The sequence below is a fragment of the Microbacterium sp. LWH11-1.2 genome (genome assembly GCF_038397745.1).
GTDB lineage: Bacteria > Actinomycetota > Actinomycetes > Actinomycetales > Microbacteriaceae > Microbacterium.
In genome coordinates this window covers 3,601,651-3,620,544 of sequence record NZ_CP151636.1, presented here as the reverse complement: position 1 = coordinate 3,620,544, position 18,894 = coordinate 3,601,651, and the positions used below count along the sequence as shown (strand labels likewise).

General features: G+C 69.3%; 16 protein-coding genes. 5 read left to right on the top strand and 11 right to left on the bottom strand.

Annotated elements, in window-relative coordinates; all coding sequences use genetic code 11:
• Nucleotides 1–4 precede the first annotated feature (4 nt).
• A complete protein-coding gene (locus MRBLWH11_RS17745) occupies nucleotides 5–1,798 on the top strand; it encodes an ABC transporter ATP-binding protein (protein ID WP_116636509.1) in 1,794 nt (597 codons plus the stop codon).
• A gap of 24 nt (nucleotides 1,799–1,822) precedes the next feature.
• On the opposite strand, the gene MRBLWH11_RS17740 is transcribed toward MRBLWH11_RS17745, so the two are convergent.
• The gene (locus tag MRBLWH11_RS17740) at nucleotides 1,823–2,905 is read right to left on the bottom strand and encodes a glycosyltransferase (protein ID WP_116636508.1); all 1,083 of its coding nucleotides are present in this window, start codon (nucleotides 2,903–2,905) and stop codon (nucleotides 1,823–1,825) included.
• Nucleotides 2,906–2,993: 88 nt separating this feature from the next.
• On the opposite strand from MRBLWH11_RS17740, the gene MRBLWH11_RS17735 reads away from it, so the two are divergent.
• Nucleotides 2,994–4,142: an acyltransferase gene (locus MRBLWH11_RS17735; RefSeq protein ID WP_116636507.1), complete on the top strand. Its 1,149-nt coding sequence runs from the start codon at nucleotides 2,994–2,996 to the stop codon at nucleotides 4,140–4,142.
• Here MRBLWH11_RS17735 and MRBLWH11_RS17730 read toward each other — a convergent pair.
• The 4 genes from MRBLWH11_RS17730 to MRBLWH11_RS17715 are packed head-to-tail and all read right to left on the bottom strand — an operon-like array spanning nucleotide 4,119 to nucleotide 8,981.
• The gene (locus MRBLWH11_RS17730) at nucleotides 4,119–5,354 is read right to left on the bottom strand and encodes a glycosyltransferase (protein ID WP_341945775.1); all 1,236 of its coding nucleotides are present in this window, start codon (nucleotides 5,352–5,354) and stop codon (nucleotides 4,119–4,121) included. The two genes, MRBLWH11_RS17735 and MRBLWH11_RS17730, sit on opposite strands and share 24 nt — an antisense overlap.
• A gap of 1 nt (nucleotide 5,355) precedes the next feature.
• Nucleotides 5,356–6,522, bottom strand: a complete 1,167-nt coding sequence (locus MRBLWH11_RS17725; protein ID WP_116636505.1) for a glycosyltransferase family 4 protein — start codon at nucleotides 6,520–6,522, stop codon at nucleotides 5,356–5,358.
• Nucleotides 6,523–6,526: 4 nt separating this feature from the next.
• Nucleotides 6,527–7,702 (bottom strand): hypothetical protein, encoded by a 1,176-nt coding sequence (locus tag MRBLWH11_RS17720; protein ID WP_341945774.1) that lies wholly within the window; start codon nucleotides 7,700–7,702, stop codon nucleotides 6,527–6,529.
• On the bottom strand, nucleotides 7,686–8,981 hold the full coding sequence (locus MRBLWH11_RS17715) for a hypothetical protein (RefSeq protein ID WP_341945773.1): 1,296 nt from the start codon (nucleotides 8,979–8,981) through the stop codon (nucleotides 7,686–7,688). Before MRBLWH11_RS17715 ends, MRBLWH11_RS17720 begins: the two co-directional genes overlap by 17 nt.
• 103 nt (nucleotides 8,982–9,084) lie before the next feature.
• Between MRBLWH11_RS17715 and MRBLWH11_RS17710 the strand changes: the two genes are divergently transcribed.
• Nucleotides 9,085–10,242 (top strand): glycosyltransferase family 1 protein, encoded by a 1,158-nt coding sequence (locus MRBLWH11_RS17710; protein ID WP_341945772.1) that lies wholly within the window; start codon nucleotides 9,085–9,087, stop codon nucleotides 10,240–10,242.
• Between the two features lie 9 nt (nucleotides 10,243–10,251).
• Here the strand turns inward: MRBLWH11_RS17710 and MRBLWH11_RS17705 are convergent, their stop codons facing one another.
• The 6 genes from MRBLWH11_RS17705 to MRBLWH11_RS17680 are packed head-to-tail and all read right to left on the bottom strand — an operon-like array spanning nucleotide 10,252 to nucleotide 17,134.
• On the bottom strand, nucleotides 10,252–11,262 hold the full coding sequence (locus MRBLWH11_RS17705; protein WP_116636501.1) for a D-glucuronyl C5-epimerase family protein: 1,011 nt from the start codon (nucleotides 11,260–11,262) through the stop codon (nucleotides 10,252–10,254).
• Nucleotides 11,259–12,446, bottom strand: a complete 1,188-nt coding sequence (locus MRBLWH11_RS17700; RefSeq protein WP_341945771.1) for a glycosyltransferase — start codon at nucleotides 12,444–12,446, stop codon at nucleotides 11,259–11,261. The genes MRBLWH11_RS17705 and MRBLWH11_RS17700 overlap by 4 nt, the downstream gene beginning before the upstream one ends.
• Nucleotides 12,446–14,431, bottom strand: a complete 1,986-nt coding sequence (locus MRBLWH11_RS17695) for an N-acetyl sugar amidotransferase (RefSeq protein ID WP_341945770.1) — start codon at nucleotides 14,429–14,431, stop codon at nucleotides 12,446–12,448. Before MRBLWH11_RS17695 ends, MRBLWH11_RS17700 begins: the two co-directional genes overlap by 1 nt.
• Nucleotides 14,431–15,063, bottom strand: a complete 633-nt coding sequence (gene hisH, locus MRBLWH11_RS17690) for an imidazole glycerol phosphate synthase subunit HisH (RefSeq protein ID WP_116636498.1) — start codon at nucleotides 15,061–15,063, stop codon at nucleotides 14,431–14,433. The genes MRBLWH11_RS17695 and hisH overlap by 1 nt, the downstream gene beginning before the upstream one ends.
• Nucleotides 15,060–16,172: a DegT/DnrJ/EryC1/StrS family aminotransferase gene (locus MRBLWH11_RS17685; RefSeq protein WP_341945769.1), complete on the bottom strand. Its 1,113-nt coding sequence runs from the start codon at nucleotides 16,170–16,172 to the stop codon at nucleotides 15,060–15,062. Before MRBLWH11_RS17685 ends, hisH begins: the two co-directional genes overlap by 4 nt.
• Nucleotides 16,169–17,134: an NAD-dependent epimerase/dehydratase family protein gene (locus MRBLWH11_RS17680; RefSeq protein ID WP_116636496.1), complete on the bottom strand. Its 966-nt coding sequence runs from the start codon at nucleotides 17,132–17,134 to the stop codon at nucleotides 16,169–16,171. The genes MRBLWH11_RS17685 and MRBLWH11_RS17680 overlap by 4 nt, the downstream gene beginning before the upstream one ends.
• A gap of 91 nt (nucleotides 17,135–17,225) precedes the next feature.
• On the opposite strand from MRBLWH11_RS17680, the gene MRBLWH11_RS17675 reads away from it, so the two are divergent.
• Together MRBLWH11_RS17675 and wecB are read left to right on the top strand one after the other, a co-directional pair.
• Nucleotides 17,226–17,678: an acyltransferase gene (locus MRBLWH11_RS17675; protein ID WP_243408987.1), complete on the top strand. Its 453-nt coding sequence runs from the start codon at nucleotides 17,226–17,228 to the stop codon at nucleotides 17,676–17,678.
• Between the two features lie 40 nt (nucleotides 17,679–17,718).
• Complete coding sequence (gene wecB, locus MRBLWH11_RS17670) at nucleotides 17,719–18,786, top strand: UDP-N-acetylglucosamine 2-epimerase (non-hydrolyzing) (protein WP_341945768.1); 1,068 nt, start codon at nucleotides 17,719–17,721, stop codon at nucleotides 18,784–18,786.
• Nucleotides 18,787–18,894: the final 108 nt, after the last annotated feature.

Sequence of the window (18,894 nt, the reverse complement as noted above, 5' to 3'; positions counted from 1 at the left end):
GCGTATGAAGAGAATCTGGCCGGTCCTGAAGGACCTCCTTCCGCTGCTGCCCGAAGGCGCACGGCGTTACTTCGCCGGCTACATGGTCGCGACGACCGTGATCACCGCACTCGACGTCATCGCGATGTCGCTGCTGGCGCTCATCATCGGTCCCGCTCTCTCGGGCGGAACCCTGTCGCTGCCCATCATCGGCGAGGTGTCGGCCGAGATGATGCCGCTGCTCGCTCTCGCCGCCTGCGTCCTGATCATCCTCAAGTCCGTGCTCTCTGTCACGCTGCACTGGTTCGCCACGCGCCGTTTCGCCCAGTACGAGCTGGAGATCGGCGATCGGATGTTCAACGCGTACATCAACTCGAGCTGGGAGGAGCGCTCGAAGCGCTCCGTCGCCGAGATCACCCGCATCGCGGATGCCGGCATCGCCAACACGATGGCGGGGTTCCTGCTGCCGCTGATGCGCGTTCCGAGCATGATCTTCACGTTCGTGCTGATCATCGCAGTGCTTCTCGTGGCCGACCCCTGGACGGCCATCATCGCCTTCGGCTACCTGGGGCTCGTGGCGCTCATCGTGCACCAGGTCGTCACCAAGCGGTCGCTCGAGGCCGCGCAGGTCAACCTCACGTACAGCTACCGGGTCGCCATCCTGATGACGGAGATGATCGAGGCGCTCAAGGAGCTGAGCCTCCGCAACCGTCTCTCCGAGGTCTCCGACCTCGTCACCGCGAACCGCAGCCGGTCTGTGCGTGCGCGGGCCAACGGCTCGTTCCTCGGCATCATCCCCGGCTTCGCGTTCGAGGCCGCGCTGATCGGCGGTGTCATCCTCATCGGCGGGTTCTCGTTCTGGCAGGGCGGCCTCACGGCCGCGCTGTCGTCCGTCGCGCTGTTCGCCGCCACCGGATTCCGGCTGATCCCGGCGATCACGGGCATCCAGGGCGGCATCGTGCAGGCGGTGGCGAGCACGCCCTCGGCTCTCGATGTCATCGGCGACCTCATGTCGGCCGAGAAGGACATGGAGACCTCCACGACCCCGGCGGACACCGCGATCCTCTCGGAGAACCCGCGGGAGCTCCGTCTCGACGATGTGCGATTCCGCTACCCGGGCGCCACCGAGGACGTCATCCGCGGAATGTCCCTCGACATCCCGCTCGGCAGCTCGCTCGGAATCGTCGGGCCGTCTGGAGCCGGCAAGTCCACGCTGATCGACCTGCTGCTCGGCCTGAGCCAGGCCTCCCGAGGAGAGATCTCGATCGACGGCGCGCCGCTCAGATCGGTGCTCAAGCAGTGGCGCGGCCGCGTCGGCTACGTCCCGCAGCGCGTCGCGCTGTTCGACGGCAGCATCGCGCAGAACGTCGCTCTCACCTGGACCGAGGAAGTCGACGAGGAACGGGTTCTCAACGCGCTGGAGCGCGCACAGCTCGGACCGCTGATCCGCTCTCGGCCCGGCGGCATGCACGAGCGCATCGGGGAGCGCGGCGTATCGCTGTCCGGCGGTCAGCAGCAGCGCCTCGGCATCGCACGCGCGCTCTACACCGATCCTCTCGTGCTCGTGCTAGACGAGGCGACCAGCTCGCTCGACACCAAGACCGAGGACGAGGTCACGAAGTCGATCCGCGCGCTGCAGGGTGAGGTCACGCTGATCTCGGTGGCGCACCGCCTCTCGACGATCAAGGACTACGACCGGATCTGCTACGTCGACGAGGGCGTGATCGCCGCCTCCGGCACGTTCCTGGAGGTGGCCTCGATGCTTCCGGACTTCGCCGAGCAGGTCGTGCTCGCCGGGCTCGCCCGAGACCTCGACTGAGTCGAATCGGGTCGGGGACTGCGGTCAGGCTGCGCTCATCGAGCGCAGCCCCGCGAACAGGGTGCGGAACGGCGCCTGCCCGTGCAGGGCGAGGAACGGATTCCTGGGCGTGAGCGCGCCGATCGTGCGATAGTTCCACCGCGCGTCGAGGAGGTGGAGGATCCGCGCCTTCTCCGGCTCGTTCACCTGGAGCTCGTCGATCACCTGGCGGTCGACCCTCGCGAGGAGCCGCAGCACTCCGGGGGCCATCCGCTCCAGGCGCTCGATCACGGCGATCAGGTCGAGCCGGTGCGCGCCGAGTCCTTCCGGCGCGTTCGCGCGCGCGAGGATCGCATCGAACAGGTGCACCCGCAGGATCTTGATCGCGAGTGCCCGGCGCTCGGCGCGACGGAGGCGGGGATACCAGGGGGCGGTCTCGATGGCGTCGAGGAACGCGAAGTCCGCGGCGACGTCTCTGCTCGAGAAGGTGACCCGGTCGTCGGCGTCATCGTGCACGAGGTAGGCGGGCCCCGTCATGTCATAGGCGATGTGCTGACCGGTGAACCACAGCGTGGCGGTGTACGCGAGGTCCTCGCCGGACGGCAGTCCTTCGGTGAAGCGGAGGTCGGCGAACCGCTGCCGGTCGACAACGCCGAGCGGCGCGGAGCGGTAGGTCAGCCGATCCTTCCTGGCGTCGAGTTCCCGCTGACGCCGACCGTTGCGCACCGGAGGATACGGATCGCTTCCGCGCCCGACGATGCGGATGCGCGCGAGAACCGTCGTCGCACCGGTCTCCGCCTGCAGGCGCAGCCACGAGTCGATGGCCCCAGGAGCGAGTTCGTCGTCCGATCCCATCACGGAGAGGAAGGGGGCGGTCGCCTGATCGATGCCGTGGTTCATGGGCCCCGCAGGGGAGCGGATGCCGTCCTCGAACGGGAGCAGGCGCACGCGGGCGTCCGACAGCAGCGTGCCCAGGTTCGACGCGATCACGGCCGGGTCGATGTTGTGCGCCACGACGTTGACGCGCACGTCCGCGCTCGTCCCGTCGAGGACGGACCGCACGGCGCGATCCACGGGACGGGTGGCGGAGTGCACGGGAATGACGACGTCGATCTGCGGGGTGCTCATCACTGGAATTCTACGGGGCGGCGGGGTCCGGGCGAGGCGCCGGGTATCCTGGACTATCGACCGCCCCCGATACCGGAACCGAGACGAGATGTCGCTGCCCTCCCGAAACGTCCTCGCCGAGCCGACGCAGCGACTCGACGCACTGACCGGGCTCCGGTGGTGGGCGGCGTTCCTTGTCTTCTTCTATCACATGCTCGTCTTCGCACCGGTCCCGGGGCTGCTGGCGCAGGTGTTCTCCTACGGCTACTTCGGGGTCACGTTCTTCTTCGTGCTGTCCGGCTTCGTGCTCACGTGGTCGGCGCGCCCCGCGGTGTCGAACTCGACCTTCTACTGGCGGCGCTTCGCCCGGATCTGGCCCTCGCACATGGTGGCTCTGATCCTCGCGATCCCGGTGTTCTACACCTTCGCCGCCATCCCGGAGGGCAGCTTCCTCAAGCCGTTCGATCTCGGTATCCTCGCGCTCTCGGTCGTGCTGCTGCAGGCCTGGTGGTCGAATCCGATGATCCTCTTCTCCGGGAACCCGGCGGCGTGGACTCTGACCTGCGAGGCGTTCTTCTACGCCCTGCACCCGTGGATCTCGCGCGTGCTCGTCCCGATGGCGAAGCGGGGAGCGCTCCTGCTGGCGGCGGGTGTCGTGCTCTACGCGTTCGTGTACCGCGCCGGCGTCGCCCTGGCCCCCGACTCCTGGCTGCCGCTGGTGCCGCTGCCGGTCCAGCGGCTTCCCGAGTTCGTGCTGGGCATGGCGCTCGCGTGGGCCATGCGCAACGGCTGGCGTCCGCGCATCCACCCGTTCGTCGGCGTCGGCGCGATGGCGGTGGCGATCCTGGCGATCCTCCTCAGCAGCCGCCTGAACGGAGTCGTCCCGCTGATCGGGTACGTCGGCACCTTCGCCAACGAGCTGTTCACCGTCGGCTGCGCGATCGCGATCGTCGCCCTCGCGTCCGCGTCCCTGAACGGCCGCCGCGTCTTCTTCGACACGCGTCTCCAGGTGAAGCTGGGTGAGTGGTCGTTCGCGTTCTACCTGATCCACGCGACGGTGATCTACACGGCCCTGCGGATCTTCGGCCTCCAGCCGCCGTCGTGGACGAACCTGATCTGGTACGTCGTGCTGCTCGCGGTGTGCATCGTGGCCGCGTGGGCGCTGCACGCGTTCGTGGAACGCCCCGTCGAGCGTCGGATGCGTCGCTGGAAGGACAGGCGCGACGCGACGCGCTCAGTCCCCGTCGGGGCGGCCTGAGCGGTCGATCCATCCGTCCAGGAGGACGGCGGCGCTGCGTGCGCCCGAGTGCACCGCCTGCACGTAGCCCGGTCCGCTCTCGGCGATCGCGCGCGCGCGATCGGGGTCCGCGAGCAGCCCGCTGACCACGTCGCGGAGCGTGTCGGGGGTGGCCTCGACGATCGGCAGCTCCAGGCCGGTGTCCGCGTGGATGAGCTCGCGCACCTCCGGCAGGACGTGCCCGACGACGATCCGACCGGCCGCCATGGCCTCGCAGGCCGCGACGCCGTACGACCCGATCCGGAACTGGTCGAGCACGATGTCGGCGCCGCCGATGATCGCCGGCATCTCCGCGGAGCTCACGCCGGTCACGAGGTCGTAGCTGATCGCCCGATCGTCGACGAGAGGCTGCAGGGCCGGCGCGATGTGATGGCTGCCCTTCTGGACGGCGGAGCTCGAGATGTGGATCACGCGCGGCGTCTGCCCGAGGAGCACGGAGCGGTCCTGGGCGAAGCGCTCGGCGTCCACGACGACCGGACACCATCGCGCCCAGGGGACGTCGAGGAGCAGATCGGGTGTCGAGACGAACGTGGGGCGCCGGAGCGTGTCGAGGAGCGCGATGTTCTCATCGGCGTCGGCCTGGAGCGTCTCGGTACGGGGGTCCTCCGGGTAGGGCGACCAGGGCGTCAGCGCGGCGTGCGCCCGAGGGCTGCGGATGTCGGTGCCGTGGCTGAGGAAGGCGACGGACAGCCCGGCCTTCTCGAGCGCCTCGACCTCGGCGAGCACCCGGCGGCCGAAGAGTCCGCCGAAGATCGGCCGCTCCGCCTCGATCAGCACATGCGTGAAGGCCTGCACCGCCTCCCACTCGGCGCGCTGCCACTCGGCGGAGGCGCTGTTGACGGCGATGGGCACGGTCGTGTCAGCTGGGAAGGCGAATCCGCCGGGGATGTCCACGGCCATGTTGCGCGCGCCGACGTCGCTCTGCGCCCGCTCGAGCGCCCGCGCCCAGAGGAAGCCCTGACCGGAGTAGTTGGTCGGGGCGATGTAGACGCGGACGGCCGTGTCCGGCGCCGAGGTGTTCGCAGCGCCGTCGCCGCCGAGGATCCGATAGGCGAGTCGACCGATCAGGCCGTCCGGGTTGCGCGCGGGCGCATCGATGATGCGCGTCGCCCAGGCGGGCAGGGACGAGCGGCGGCGGACCAACCAGCCGGCGATGTCGTGCAGACCGGCCATCTCAGCGCTCCTCGGAGCGGACGGCCGCGGACTCGATGTTGTCGACGACGCGCCGCGCGACGGCCGTGAGGGAGTGCTCTTCGGCTGTCCAGCGTCCGAGGTCCTCGCGCTCCTGCGCGGAGAGCGGTGTGATCGCGAGCTGCTCCATCGCGATCGCGATCTGGGCCACGTCGTACTCGCAGGCGATCCCGGCCCGCACGTGGCGGTTCGCCTCCCGCAGGAACGGCGCGGTGGGGCCGGGGCCGGCGAACAGCACAGGGCATCCCGCCGCGAGCGAGGAATACGCCTTCGTGGTGAAGGCGTAGTCGTAGCCGGTGCCGGGGCGCAGGGTCGCCATGCTCGCGACGGCCTCGTTCAGGTGCGGGAGGAGCTCCTCCGCCGGCATCGCGGCGAGGAACTCGACCGCGTCGGCGACGCCGACCTGTCTCGCGCGCTCCTCGATCAGCTCGCGTTCGCTGCCGTTGCCGATGAACCGCAGCGTGTAGCCGGGATGCTCACGGGAGAAGATCCCGAAGGCGTCGATCAGCGCCTCCGCGCCGTGCCAGGGCGAATAGCTCCCCGCATAGACGAAGAGCTTCCGGACGGGGACGTCGGAGTCCGGGGCGAACGCCCCCGTGTCCGCACCGAAGCCCGTGACGGCGATCCTGCGGGAGACGCCCAGCGCGCGAGCGCGCGTGACGACGCCCTGCGAGATGGTGACGAGGCGCTCGGCGCCGCGCATCCCGAATCCCTCCATGGCGCGGAGCACCCGGATCACGAGCGAGGAGTTCGTCGCCTGGTCGGCGGCATCCGACCAGATGTCCGCCGCGTCGTAGACGTAGGGGATCCGCCGCAGGGCGCAGATGACGCGCACGACGACCCCGGTGGTGGGCGGCGGCTCCATGAAGACGACGTCGGGGCGCCGCAGGAAGAGCAGGCGGAAGGCGAGGGGGATGTCGAAGCTCAGGTAGGGGATGTACCCGCGCACGTAACCCTGGCGGTCGCGGACCACCGGGAAGGTGCGGACGGTCTCCACATGACGCGGAGTCCTCGTGCTCTTCGGCGGCCGGGCGGTGAGCACGACCACCCGGTTCCCGCGGCCGGTCAGCTCGTCGGCGACGGCGCCGAGGAAGAGCGAGGCGGCAGACGGCTCCGGTCGGTAGATGCGGGAGACGATGGCGACGCGCATGGATTCAGACCGCCAGGAAGTGCTTCACGAGCACCTCGCGGGAGAAGGCGCCGTCGTGGAGGCGACGCACGAACGCCGGTCCGGACGCGGCGATCGCACGGTAGTGCTCGCGACGCGCGACGATGTCGCGCAGCACCGCCTCGATGTCGTCCGGTGTGGCCTCCACGACGGGGAGCGGCATCGAGGCGTGGCGCTCGACCTCCTGGCGCACCTGATCGGTCACGTGCGCCAGCACGAGGCGGCCGGCTGCCATGGTCTCGCAGGCCGCGACGCCGTAGTCTCCGACGCGGAACTGGTCCAGCACGGCGTCGGCGGATGCGAGCACGGCGGGCATCTCCTCGTTCGGCGTGCGCTCGAGCTGCACGAACTCGATGAGACCCTCGTCGTGGAGCCGCTGCGCCGCGGGAACGATGAGGGGCGTGCCCTTGACGTGGGGGTTCGTCGGAGCATGGACGACCTTCAGCCGGTCGCGCTGCAGGACGGGCTCGTCGTTCACCCACCTGTCCGGGTCGATGACGACGCCCAGGAAGTGCGCGTCGGGGATGTCGATGAGCAGCCCGGCGGTCGAGACGAATGTCGGCAGTCCGAGCTCGCGGATGACCCGCAGGTTCTCGGCGACCACGGTCTCGACCTTCTCCGCAGCGACCCACTCGTCGCTGTCCACGAAGTGGGACCAGGGCGTCGACTGCACGTGCGTCGAGGGGAGCCGCACGTCCGTGCCGTGTCCGATGATCCCCACGCGGGCGCCGCCGCGCTGCATGAGCGCCACCTGCCGCCGCAGATCACCGGAGAACATGCCGCCAAGAACCGGAACGCAGGCCTCGACGAGAACGTGCGTGTACTCCTGGGCGATCGTCTCGACCATCGCGCGCTGCCACGCGCGGGAGTGCTCCGAGGTGCGCCACGGCACGACGTAGTCCGCGGGGTACTGCAGGACGTTGTTCTCGGCATGGACGAAGTTCTTCGCCGAGACGTCCCCGGACTCCTCCATCGCCCGCGACCACCGGTAGCCCTGGCCGGCGTAGTTCACCGGGCCGATGAGCACGCGGTGCGGCCGGGTCAGGTCGGGGTGGGGCGGGGGCGGGGGCACGACGCCGTTCGCCCTGTCGACACCGGCGGCGATGGAATCCTGCACCGGCTTCGGCACCAGCTTCCAGATCCGCTCAATCGCGGGATGCATGCGCGCCACCTTCCTGGTCTGTGCTCGTGCGTGGACGGATCCACTCGTCTGTCAGGACCGCAGCGGCCATGCGTCCGTCGTGGACGTGCCGCACGAAGTCGATGCCTGCTCGGATGATCGCGGAGCGATCCGGAAGCGCGGCGAGTCGACGCAGCGTCTCCTCGATGCTCGGCGGGTCGCTCTCCACGACGGGGAGCGCGAGTCCGGTGCGCCGCTCGACCTCGCCGCGGACGCGGGCGGCGACGTGTCCGACCACGATGCACCCCGCGGCCATGGCCTCGCAGGCTGCGACGCCGTAGGAGCCGATGCGCACCTGATCGATCACCACGTCGGCGGTGGCGAACACGGCCGGCATCTCGGCGCTCGGAACGCCCTGCACGAGTCGGAGGTCGATGACCCCTTCCTCGGCGAGCTTCTCGAGCGCGGGGAGGATGAGCTGGGTGCCCTTCACCGCCGACACCGACGGGACGTGCGTGACGCGCAGCGGGCCGTCGGAACCGCTCCGAGGCGCGGCGGCCCAGCGCGAGGGGTCGACGACGACCGGGCACCATCCGGCGGAGGGCAGATCCTCCAGCAGGTCAGGAGTCGAGACGAAGAGAGGACGGCCGCTCTCGGTCAGCAGTCGGATGTTCCTCGCGGCGAGGACCTCCGCCCTGGGCGCGTAGATGTCCGGGTCTCCGTAGTGCGACCACGGGTTGTCCGTCATATGGCGGGAGGGGAGCCGGACGTCGGTCCCGTGCGCGAGGAACGCGACATCGACGCCTCTGTCCAGCAGGGCCTCGGCTTGAGCGGCGACCGATCGCGACAGCATCCGCCCGAACGGGGGCTCCTCGGCCTCGATCAGCACATGCGTGGCGCGGCTCGCAGCCTCGAACTCGCGCTGCTGCCACTCGGCGCCGTTGTGGTACGTGCCGACGGGGACCACGAGGTCCGCGTCGAACGAGAAGCCCCCGGGAACGTCGACGGCGGTGTTGCGGGCCGAGATCGAGGGGTCCGCTGCCTCGAGCGCGCGCGCCCAGGCCCGGCCCTGGCCGGAGTAGTTCATCGGGGTGATGAGGACCCTGATCGGCTTGTCGTCGAACTCCGTGGCGGGAACGGCTCCGGCCGGAGCCGGGGCACCCATCCGGCGGGCCGCGATCCGGCCGATCGGACTCATCGGAGCATCCGCGATCCGATCGATGAGCGAGTTGATCCAGCCAGGCAGACGGTAGCGGTTCACGAGCGCGGAGCGATCGTGGAACGGACAGCGGTCATCCGCCCAGTCTACCGAGGCGGACATGTGTCCTCCGGGGAACCGCGCTGAGGCCTCCTAGACTGGAGCGCATGAGTGTCCGGATCGCATACGAGGACGTCCGCCCTTCCCCCTCCGGGACCGTGACGACGTGGTGACCTCGTCTGCGCGGCCGCGGGTCCTCATCCTCTCGTACGACGCGATCGACATCGATCCCCGCGTGATCAAGCAGGTGCGCCGGCTCGCCGACGAGTACGAGGTCACGACCTGTTCGCCCGGTGCCTCGCCGGACCCTCGGGTCGAGCACATCGCCCTCGACCCCGATGACGTCCGGCCCCGCGGACGCTGGGGAGACCTCGTCGACGACATCGCCCGCGAGCGGGAGTGGTTCCGCTGGGGGTACGACCACGTGCCCCTGGTGCAGCAGACCCGTCGTCTCCTGCGCGGACGCCGGTTCGACGCGGTCATCGCGAACGACGCGGAGACCCTCGGAGCCGCCATCTCGGTGGCGGGAGCGGAGCGGGTCCACGCCGACCTCCATGAGTTCTTCCCCGGCCTGCCCGTCGACGATACGAAACTCGGACTCCGGCAGCGGCGGTACCGGACCTGGCTCATCACACGGTTCGCGTCCCGCGTCCGGTCCTCCACGACCGTCGGTACCGCGATCGCCCAGCGCTACCGCGAGTACGGCCTCGAGCCCGGCGTGGTGACGAACGCGACCCCGTTCCGGGACTTCGCGCCGACGCCGACGGGGCGTCCGATCCGGCTCGTGCACAGCGGCAATCCGTTCCGCGAGCGAGGTCTCGCCGAGATCATGCGGGCAGTCGCCGCCTCCTCGGCCGACGTCAGCCTCGACCTCTACCTGACGTACAACCCGCCCACCGATCGTGAGCAGCTCGTCGCTCTCTCCGACGAGCTCGGATCTCGGATCACGGTGCATGAGCCGGTCGCGCAGGCCGAGCTGATCGATGTGCTGCACGGCTACGACGTGGGGATCCACGTGCTGCCGCCGACGAGCGAGAACAACGCGCTCGCGCTGCCGAACAAGTTCTTCGACTTCGTGCAGGCCCGACTCGGCATCATCGTCGGTCCGTCCATCGAGATGGCCGGCATCGTGGAGGAGCGGGGCCTCGGCATCGTCACGGCGGACTTCACGGAGTCGAGCATCCTCGCGGCCGTCGACGGACTCACTCCCGAGCGGGTCGACGGGTTCAAGGCCGCTGTGCAGGAGCACGCCGCGGCGCTCTCCGCCGAGGCGCAGGTGGAGAACTGGGCGACGGCGGTCAGCGCGATCGTGCGCTCCCGCTGACCGCGACTCTCAGCCCTGCCAGTCGCTCTCCAGGAGTGCGGCCCACTCGTCGAACTCCGGTGCGCCGGTGATCCGTCCCAGAGCGTGGAGCTGCTGGATGTGGATCGGGTGGTACGTGGCGTTCTGCCATTCGACACGGCGGCAGTAGTCGCGCTGCGTGCAGTAGTACGACACCGCACCCTCGCCGCCGCGGATCAGCGGCATCGCGGCCAGGATGGCCGTCGCGCCGCCGTCGATGTAGGTCGCGACCCGCTGGTCCCCGCTGAGCAGCCAGTACTCGTAGAGCCCGAAGATCGCGAAGACGTGCCCGTTCATGACCAGGAGCGGCGGCTGGTCGCCCGCGTACTCCTCGAACCACAGGTACCCGTTGTCGACGACGGTCGACCACGGTGCGGTGTTGCCCTCGCCGCGTTGGAAGAACGACTCGACCGTGCGGTCGGCGGCCTCTCGCCACTGCGGATTCTCGGGCTGGATGGTGGCGAGGCGGGAGAACACCGTCAGCGCTTCGCCCTGCGCCATCCCCGACCACCAGGGTGCGGTGAGCGTGCGATCCAGGTAGGTCCAGTCCCAGTCGTATTGGAACCACCACGCGCCGTCTCGCTCCACGTGCGTGTCGACGAGCTCCTGCGCGTTGCGGATGGCTCGCGTCAGCCAGATGTCGTCGCCGGTCTCCTCCCACCGCAGCAGGGCCGCCATCGCATACTGCGCGTTGACGATCGGATGCGGCAGCACCTTTCCGGTGGCCTGCTCCCGGTACAGCGCGAGACCCGAGTCGTCGATCTCGGTGATGTCGACGTCGACCTGGATCCGGTCGTAGAAGGGGTTGAGGACGTCGGTGCGCAGAGTCCATCCGGATGTCGCGAAGCCCTCGGTGTTGAGGCTCGTCTCCGGCGCGGGGGACACCGTCGGGATCGGGGAGGGGGATGCCGAGGGGGCGGGGGAGGTGCACCCGGCGAGCAGGAGGCCCGCGAGGAGGATCGAACCGATCCGCGTGAGGAGCGTCTGACGCCGCGATGTCATCGCGCAGGCTCTGTCGCCGGGGCCAGAGCCAGCGCCAGCGCTCGTGCGCTCGCGCTCGCCGAGGCGTTGGCCATCGCCCACGCGTGTCCGCGTGCGGCCTGCGCGGCCATCTCCTCGGGGTGCGCGAGCACCGTCAGCAGTGCGTCGTGGAGCGTGTGCACGTCGGCGATCACCCAGGCCTCGTCGGCATCCTCGCCCAGATCGGGCTCGTCGGACGCGCGGGCGCTGGTGACCAGCACGCAGCGGCGCGCCATGGCCTCGACGCCGAACACACCGGGCACCGAGGCGTAGAACTCGTTGAGGGCGACGTGCGCATCGTCGAGAGCCGCCAGCACCTGCTCGTGCGGGACGCCGATCAGCTCGCGGTACTCGACGTGCGGATGGGACTGCGTGATCCGAGCCATGACCTCGCGCACGGCATCCGTGCCCTTCAGCAGAGGGTTCGAGGGGGCATGCACGACGACGATGCGCTCCGGCGCATCGAACTTGACGGTGCTGTCGACGAACTGCTCATCCGGGTAGAAGTACAGGAACGGGTGCGTGTGCCCCTCGAGGTAGGAGAGCTGGTCGTTGCGGGCGTTGAAGATCGCCTCCGCATGGCGCTCGGCCACCTGCGCGCGTGCCCGCCGGGCCAGGTCGTACTCGGGTGCGGCGAAGATCGGGTCGATCGTGGCGAGTATCGATCCGATGTTGGGACGTCCCGTCTCCTCCGCGCGCTGCTGCGACAATCGGGGCGAGCGGATGTCGTTGCCGGTGAAGTAGCAGACCAGACGTCGCCCGTGCCGCCGGATGAACGCGAACTCGAACTCCCGCTCGTCGTGGTGCCCCTCGAGGAAGGCCCCTCCGCCGACGTAGATGAATCCGCGCGCACGGTTGACGAGCCAGGCCAGCAGGATCGGTCCGCCGTACAGGCGGCGCCAGGTCGCGAGGCGGCCGCCGAGGGCGGTGGACGTCGTCTGGATCACGGCGTCGTACTCCACGGAGTAGAACGGATTCCTCGCGTGGATCGCGGTGTAGCTGTTCGGCAGCGCCTCCGCGATGTGGGTGGCCATGAGCGCGATGTCTTCCGGGCCGACGACCCAGTCGATCCGCCTCGTGAACAACGCGAACGGTTTGAACACCCAGAAGAGGGTGCGCAGCAGCGCCTGCTGGCGACGGAACACCACCGAGGTCGACGCGGCCATCATCGCTTCTTGCGCGGGATGCAGAACTTCACGTAGAAGCTCTTGGGAACGCGATCGAGCTTCCACATGAGCCAGAAGAACGGGCGGAGCAGTTCGAAACGCCGCTTGTACGTCGGGTAGTCCGTGTAGTCCTTCTTCGGCATCGTCATCACGTGCTCGAAGCCCGCGTCATCGAAGCCGATGCGCTTCTTCACCATCGCGATGAGCTCGGGATCGCCGTGGCGGGGCTCGATGAACTGGGCGGCGGCGAGCCTCCGGTCCATCTGGCCGGAGCGCACCAGCGCCGAGAGCTCGATCTGACGGAAGTTGATCCCGAAGCGGGTCGGCAGGAAGTACGTGTGGTAGAACGCCGTGAAGCGGTTCTCCAGGTGGTGGCCGCCGTACCACTGCCATCCGTACTCGTCGGCGAGGAAGCGCTTCGCGGCCTCCTTGTTGTAGTCGATCCAGTACAGCGGGCGGGTGCGCTGGATCCTGCTGAACGCCGACCACTTGACGAAGTTCGTGAAGTCGAGGTTCGGATAGGTCTTCATCGGCACCGTGCCGAAGCGCTTGTGGACGCCCTTGATGTAGCCGCCGTCCATGTACAGCCAGCCCATGGGGGAGATGCCCTCGGTGCGGAACGAGTGGCCCTCGACGATGTGGCGGATGCCGTGCTTCTCGGCGGCGCGATACAGCACGCCCATGAAGCCGATGTCGGTCGGAGCCTCGATGTCCTTCACTCCCGCGAGCATGAACGAGCGGTAGATGTCGTCGTACTCCGCGTTGTCCACGACGTAGGTCTCGAGGTCGACCCCGAGCTTGTCGAGCACGGCGAAGATGTTCGACGTCGCCGTGGGGGAGTTCCAGGTGTTGTCGAAGTGCACGGCGAGCGGGCGCACGCCCTTCTTCACCAGCAGGTGGGCGAGGTACGACGAATCGGTGCCGCCGCTCACCCCCATGATGCAGTCGTACTTCTTGCCACGGCCCGCGGCCTTGAGCTCGGCGACGAACTTGTCCAGCGCCTTCTCGCTCTCGAGCCCGATCGGGTACTGCTTGTCGAGCGAGTCGTGCAGGTGGCAGTAGTAGCAGACGCCGTCGGCGTCGAACGCCGCACCGGGAACGTCGGAGGTGATGATGCAGCGGCGGCACACGTCCGGCGAGCTCAGGAACTCGTCGGAGGTGGCGGCATCCAGGTCCAGCCCGAACTGCTGCGCGGCGATGGGCTCCCCGCGGCCGTCGAAGAGGTGGCCGAAGAGCGCGTCGATCTGCGGACGCGTCGGGTAGTTGATGAGCACGCTCTCGCGCCCGGACTGCATCACGAACGCGGTTCCGGCGGCGACGGCCGACGCGCCGGCATGCTCGATCGGTGCGACGAGGTCGCCGCGTCCGCCCGCGCCGCCGTGCGCGATCACCGGGACGGCCGCGGTCGCCGCCACCGTGCGGACGAGGTCGAGGTCGATGCCCTCTCGGGTGCCCTCGTGGTCGATGTTCGTGACGAGGATCTCGCCGACCCCGACATCGGTCGCCAGCGCGACCCACTCGTCGACCGTGAAGGCCGCGGCATCCGCTCCTCCGCCGGTGTGGACGACGTAGCCGTCGTCGGTCCCGCGCACGTCGAGGCTCGCGACGATGGCCTGCGACCCGAGGGCGCGGACCATCTCGCGGACGGCGTCGGTGTGCGTGACCAGCGCGGTGTTCACGATGATCTTCTCGAAGCCCGCGGCGATGATCGCCTGCGCCTGCGCGGCGGTCTCGACGCCGCCGCCGTAGGCGAGAGGGATGAACGCCTCGGTGGCGATGCGGTTCAGCAGCTCCATCCGGGCGGGCACGCGGCTCTTCGCGGCGCCGATGTCGAGGATCACCAGTTCGTCGACCTCGAGGTCGTTGAAGATGCTGATGACGTTGACCGGGTCGCCGACGTAGCGGGGGTCCTCGAAGCCCTTGGTCTTCACGAGACGGTCGCCCTCGAGCAGCAGGACGGGGATCAGCCGGGGATAGACGTGCATCAGGCCTCCGCCACCGCGAACTCGCCGAGGAGCGTCAATCCGAAGCGGTGGCTCTTCTCGGGGTGGAACTGGATCCCGATCACGTTGTCGCGCTCCACCGACGACGCATAGCGCTCGCCGTACTCCGTCCAGGTGAGGACGTCGGCCTCGTCATCGGGGGTGACGGCATAGGAATGGACGAAGTAGAACCGTCCGCCGCTGCCCAGCGACGGTGCGAGTCGCGACGGCTTCGCCGCGACGGCTGCGCTCCATCCCATGTGCGGGACGAGCAGGCGCGCACCGTCGAACTCGTCGGGGAAGCGGTGGGCGCGTCCGGGGATCAGGCCCAGACCCGGTCGCTCGCCCTCGTCGCTGCCGTCCATGATCAGCTGCATGCCGAGGCACACACCCGCGAGCGGCGTGCCCTTGTCGCGGGCCGCCGTCACGACGGCCTCGCCGAGGCCGCTCTCGGTCAGGCGGTCGACGGCGTGGTCGAAGGAGCCGACCCCGGGGAGGATGATGCGCGCGGCATCGATCACGGTCTGCGGGTCGCTGGTGACCTCGGAGGAGCGCCCGACCTTCGCCAGCGCATTGCGCAGCGAGCCGAGGTTCCCCACGCCGTAGTCGACGATCGTGACATCAGGTCGGGTCATCGTGTCGTGCTCTCCTCGATGCTCAGTCGCAGCGCGTCGGCGATCGCATCCATGTCGTCCTCGGTCAGCTGCGGATACAGCGGGAGCGTGAGCGCCTGGTGGTGGGCGCGCGTCGTGTGGGGGAGCGCCTCGTCCGGGATGCCGAACCGCTCGCGGAAATACGGCTGCAGGTGCATCCCGTACGTCCCCAGCGTCGTCTCGATGTCGCGCGTTCGCATGCGACGGATGACCTCGTCCCGATCGATGCCGTCATCGAGGAGCACGACGTACGACTGGAAGGTGTGGGCGGTGCCTGCGGGTTCCGTCGGCACCTGCACGCCCTCGATGCCGGAGACACGGCTGGTGAGCTCGGATGCCGCGCGTCGGCGACCCGAGACGATGTCGTCGATGCGGGTCATCTGGGCGAGGCCGATCGCCGCGTGGACGTCGCTGAGCCGGTAGTTGAATCCGGCCTCGACGAACTCCATGTACAGCTCGCCGCGGACGGCGCCGTGCGCACGCAGCACGGCGATGCGCTTCGCGAGCTCGTCGTCATCGGTCGTGATCATCCCGCCCTCGGCGGTCGTGATGATCTTGCGAGGGTGGAACGAGTAGACGCCGGCGGTGCCGAGCGTGCCGGCGTGACGGCCCCCGTACGTGCCGCCGAGAGCGCACGCGGCGTCTTCCAGCACCGGCAGCTCGTGCCGCGCGGCGACGGCGTTGATGGCGTCCATGTCCGCGCAGAGGCCGAAGGCGTGCACCGGCATGATGGCGCGGGTCCGATCGGTGACGGCTGCGTCGAGGAGCGCGGGGTCGAGGTTGAACGTCGCCTCGTCGATGTCGACGAACACGGGCGTGGCGCCCTGCTGGATCACGGCGTTCGCCGTCGCCGGGAAGCTGAAGCCCGGGATCACGACCTCGTCTCCCGGCTGGACGCCGAGCGCGACGAGGGCGAGGTGCAGACCGGTCGTGGCGGAGCTGACGGCGGCGGCGTGGCGGGCGGCCGTGTATCCGCGCACCGCCTCCTCGAACGCCGCCGTCTTCGCACCCTGCGTCAGGTAGCCGGACTCGATGACCTCGCGGACCGCGTCGACCTCCGGGGCGCCGGTCAGCGGGATGTTGAGCCTCATGACAGGACCGAGGTGTACCACTCGACGGTCTGGCCGAGCGCGTCGTCGGTGAGGCGCGGCGACTGGTGACCCAGGAGCGACTCGAGCTGCGACACGTCGGCGAGGTGGCGGCGGACGTCGCCGGGGCGCTCCTCCGTGTGGATGACCGGGTGGTCGGGGCGTCCCATCAGGCCGAGGATGCGCGAGACGAGCTCGTTGACCGAGGTCTCGACGCCGGTGGCGAGGTTCAGCACCTTGCCACGGCACTCGTCGGAGTCGTGGACCTGGGCGATCAGGTCGGCGCTGTCCTTGACGAAGATGAAGTCGCGGGTCTGCTCGCCGTCGCCGAAGATCTCGATCGGCTCGCCGTCGAGCACGCGGCGGACGATGATCGGCACGATGCCGGCGTACGAGCCGGGGTTCTGGCGAGGACCGATGTTGTTGAAGGGCCGGATCACGGTGGCGTCGATCCCGAACGTCTGCACGTAGGACTCGATGATGTGATCCGCGGCGGACTTGCTCGCCGCGTACGGGGTGATCGCGTCGTGCGGGTGCCCCTCGTCCATCGGGATGTAGCGGGCGGAGCCGTAGGCCTCCGAGCTGGAGACGTGGATCAGGCGCTCCACGAGTCCGCGACGGGCGATCTCGCAGAACGTCGTGGCGATGCCGACGTTCGTCTGGACCGTCCAGGCCGGGTAGGTCAGAGAGGTCGGCAGCGGGATGACGGCGAGGTCGAACACCGTGTCGATCTCGTGCGTCGTCACGACGTCCTGCATGGCGGCGAGGTCGGAGGCGTCGAGCCGGATGACGTCGATGTCCGGGCGCGCGGCCTGCGCGGCCGTAAGGTTCTCCATGCTGCCGAGGAAGAAGTTGTCGACGACGGTGATCCGTCGGGGCTCGTCACGGATGAGTCGATCGACCAGGTGGCTCCCGATGAAGCCGGCGCCGCCGGTGACAAGGATGGATTTTGAACGCACAGACATGGATTTCGAGTTCTCTCGTTATCGAGCTCCCGTGGCATCACGGAAGCGGGCAGACTGCTAAGTATCATATGGGATGGAGGTGCGCCGAACCGTGAGAGAGCCCGCTGAGTCGCCGAACCAGGAGGTGCCCGCGTGGCACGGCCTCCCCGCCAACAGATTCAATCCGCACGCGTGGATCGTCGGTGAGCCCGAGATCGGCGACGGCGTCTGGATCGGGGCGTTCACGGTCATCGACGGCAGCGGCGGCCTCGTGATCGGCGACGGCTGCGACATCTCCGCCGGTGTGCAGATCTACACGCACTCCACGGTCGAGCGCTGCGTCAGCGAACGCGCCCGAGACATCCAGCGCGCGTCGAGTCGGATCGGCGGCCACGTGCATATCGGTGCGAACGCCGTGGTCCTCATGGGCGCGGACATCGGCCACCACAGCGTCATCGCCGCCGGAGCGGTCGTCACCGAGAACACGGTCGCTCCTCCGTACAGCGTCCTCCGTGGCGTGCCGGCACGCGTGTTCCCCGACGCCGCCCGCCGGTTCGCGGACTGAGTCGGGTGCGGCGCGGCGCCGCGCTCTAGGCTGAGTGACCGTGAAGATCATCAGCGTCGTCGGCGCCCGCCCCCAGTTCGTGAAGCTCGCTCCGATCCACAAGGCTGCGCTCGCCGCCGGCGTGGAGCACGTCATCGTGCACACCGGTCAGCACTACGATCCGATGCTCTCCGACGTGTTCTTCGAGGACCTGGGCATCGCCGCTCCCGACGTGCACCTCGGTGTGGGAAGCGGATCCCACGGCGTGCAGACGGGCTCGATGCTGGCTGCGCTCGACGCCGTGTTCGACGAGCACCGCCCGGACTGGGTCCTCGTCTACGGAGACACGAACTCGACGGTCGCCGCGGCGCTGAGCGCCGTGAAGATGCACATCCCGGTCGCGCACCTCGAGGCCGGTCTGCGCAGCTTCAACCGCCGGATGCCGGAGGAGCACAACCGGGTGCTGACCGACCACGCGGCTGACCTCCTGCTGGCTCCCACCGAGGTCGCGGTCGAGCACCTCGCGAACGAGGGGCTCGCCGAGCGCACGGTGCTCGTGGGGGACGTCATGACCGACGTGCTGTTCGAGGTCCGCGATCAGGTGGCGGGGGCTCCCTCCGCCCTGATCGAGGAGCTCGGCCTGGAGGCGGGTGGGTTCTACGTCGCGACCATCCATCGCGCCGAGAACACCGACGACCCCGCGCGCCTGGCGGAGATCGCCGCCGGTCTCGCGGACCTCGACAAGCCCGTGGTCCTGCTGGCTCATCCGCGCGTCGTCGCGAAGGCCGCCGCCCACGGCATCGCGCTCACCCAGGGATCTCTCATCGCGCATGCGCCGCTGGCGTACGCCGACCTCATCGCCGCGGCCGTCTCGAGCGCCGGCGTCGTCACCGACTCGGGTGGTCTGCAGAAGGAGGCGTTCCTCCTGCGCGTGCCGTGCACGACGGTGCGCACGGAGACGGAATGGGTCGAGACCGTGCAGCTGGGCTGGAACGTGCTCGCGAACACGGCGCAGGAGATCGCCGCCGGAGTGACGCGCCCACGGCCCGCCGACACGGACCAGGCGCCCTACGGCGACGGTCACGCGGCCACCCGCGTCATCTCCGTGCTCGAGGGGCAGCGCCGCTGACCGGAGCCTCCGCACACTCCGCGCACATCCCGTGAACAGTCTGCGCGGGTACGCGGGGGAGACGGGGAGCGCGAGGCCGACCTCCGTCCGCGCCATAGAATATCGCTC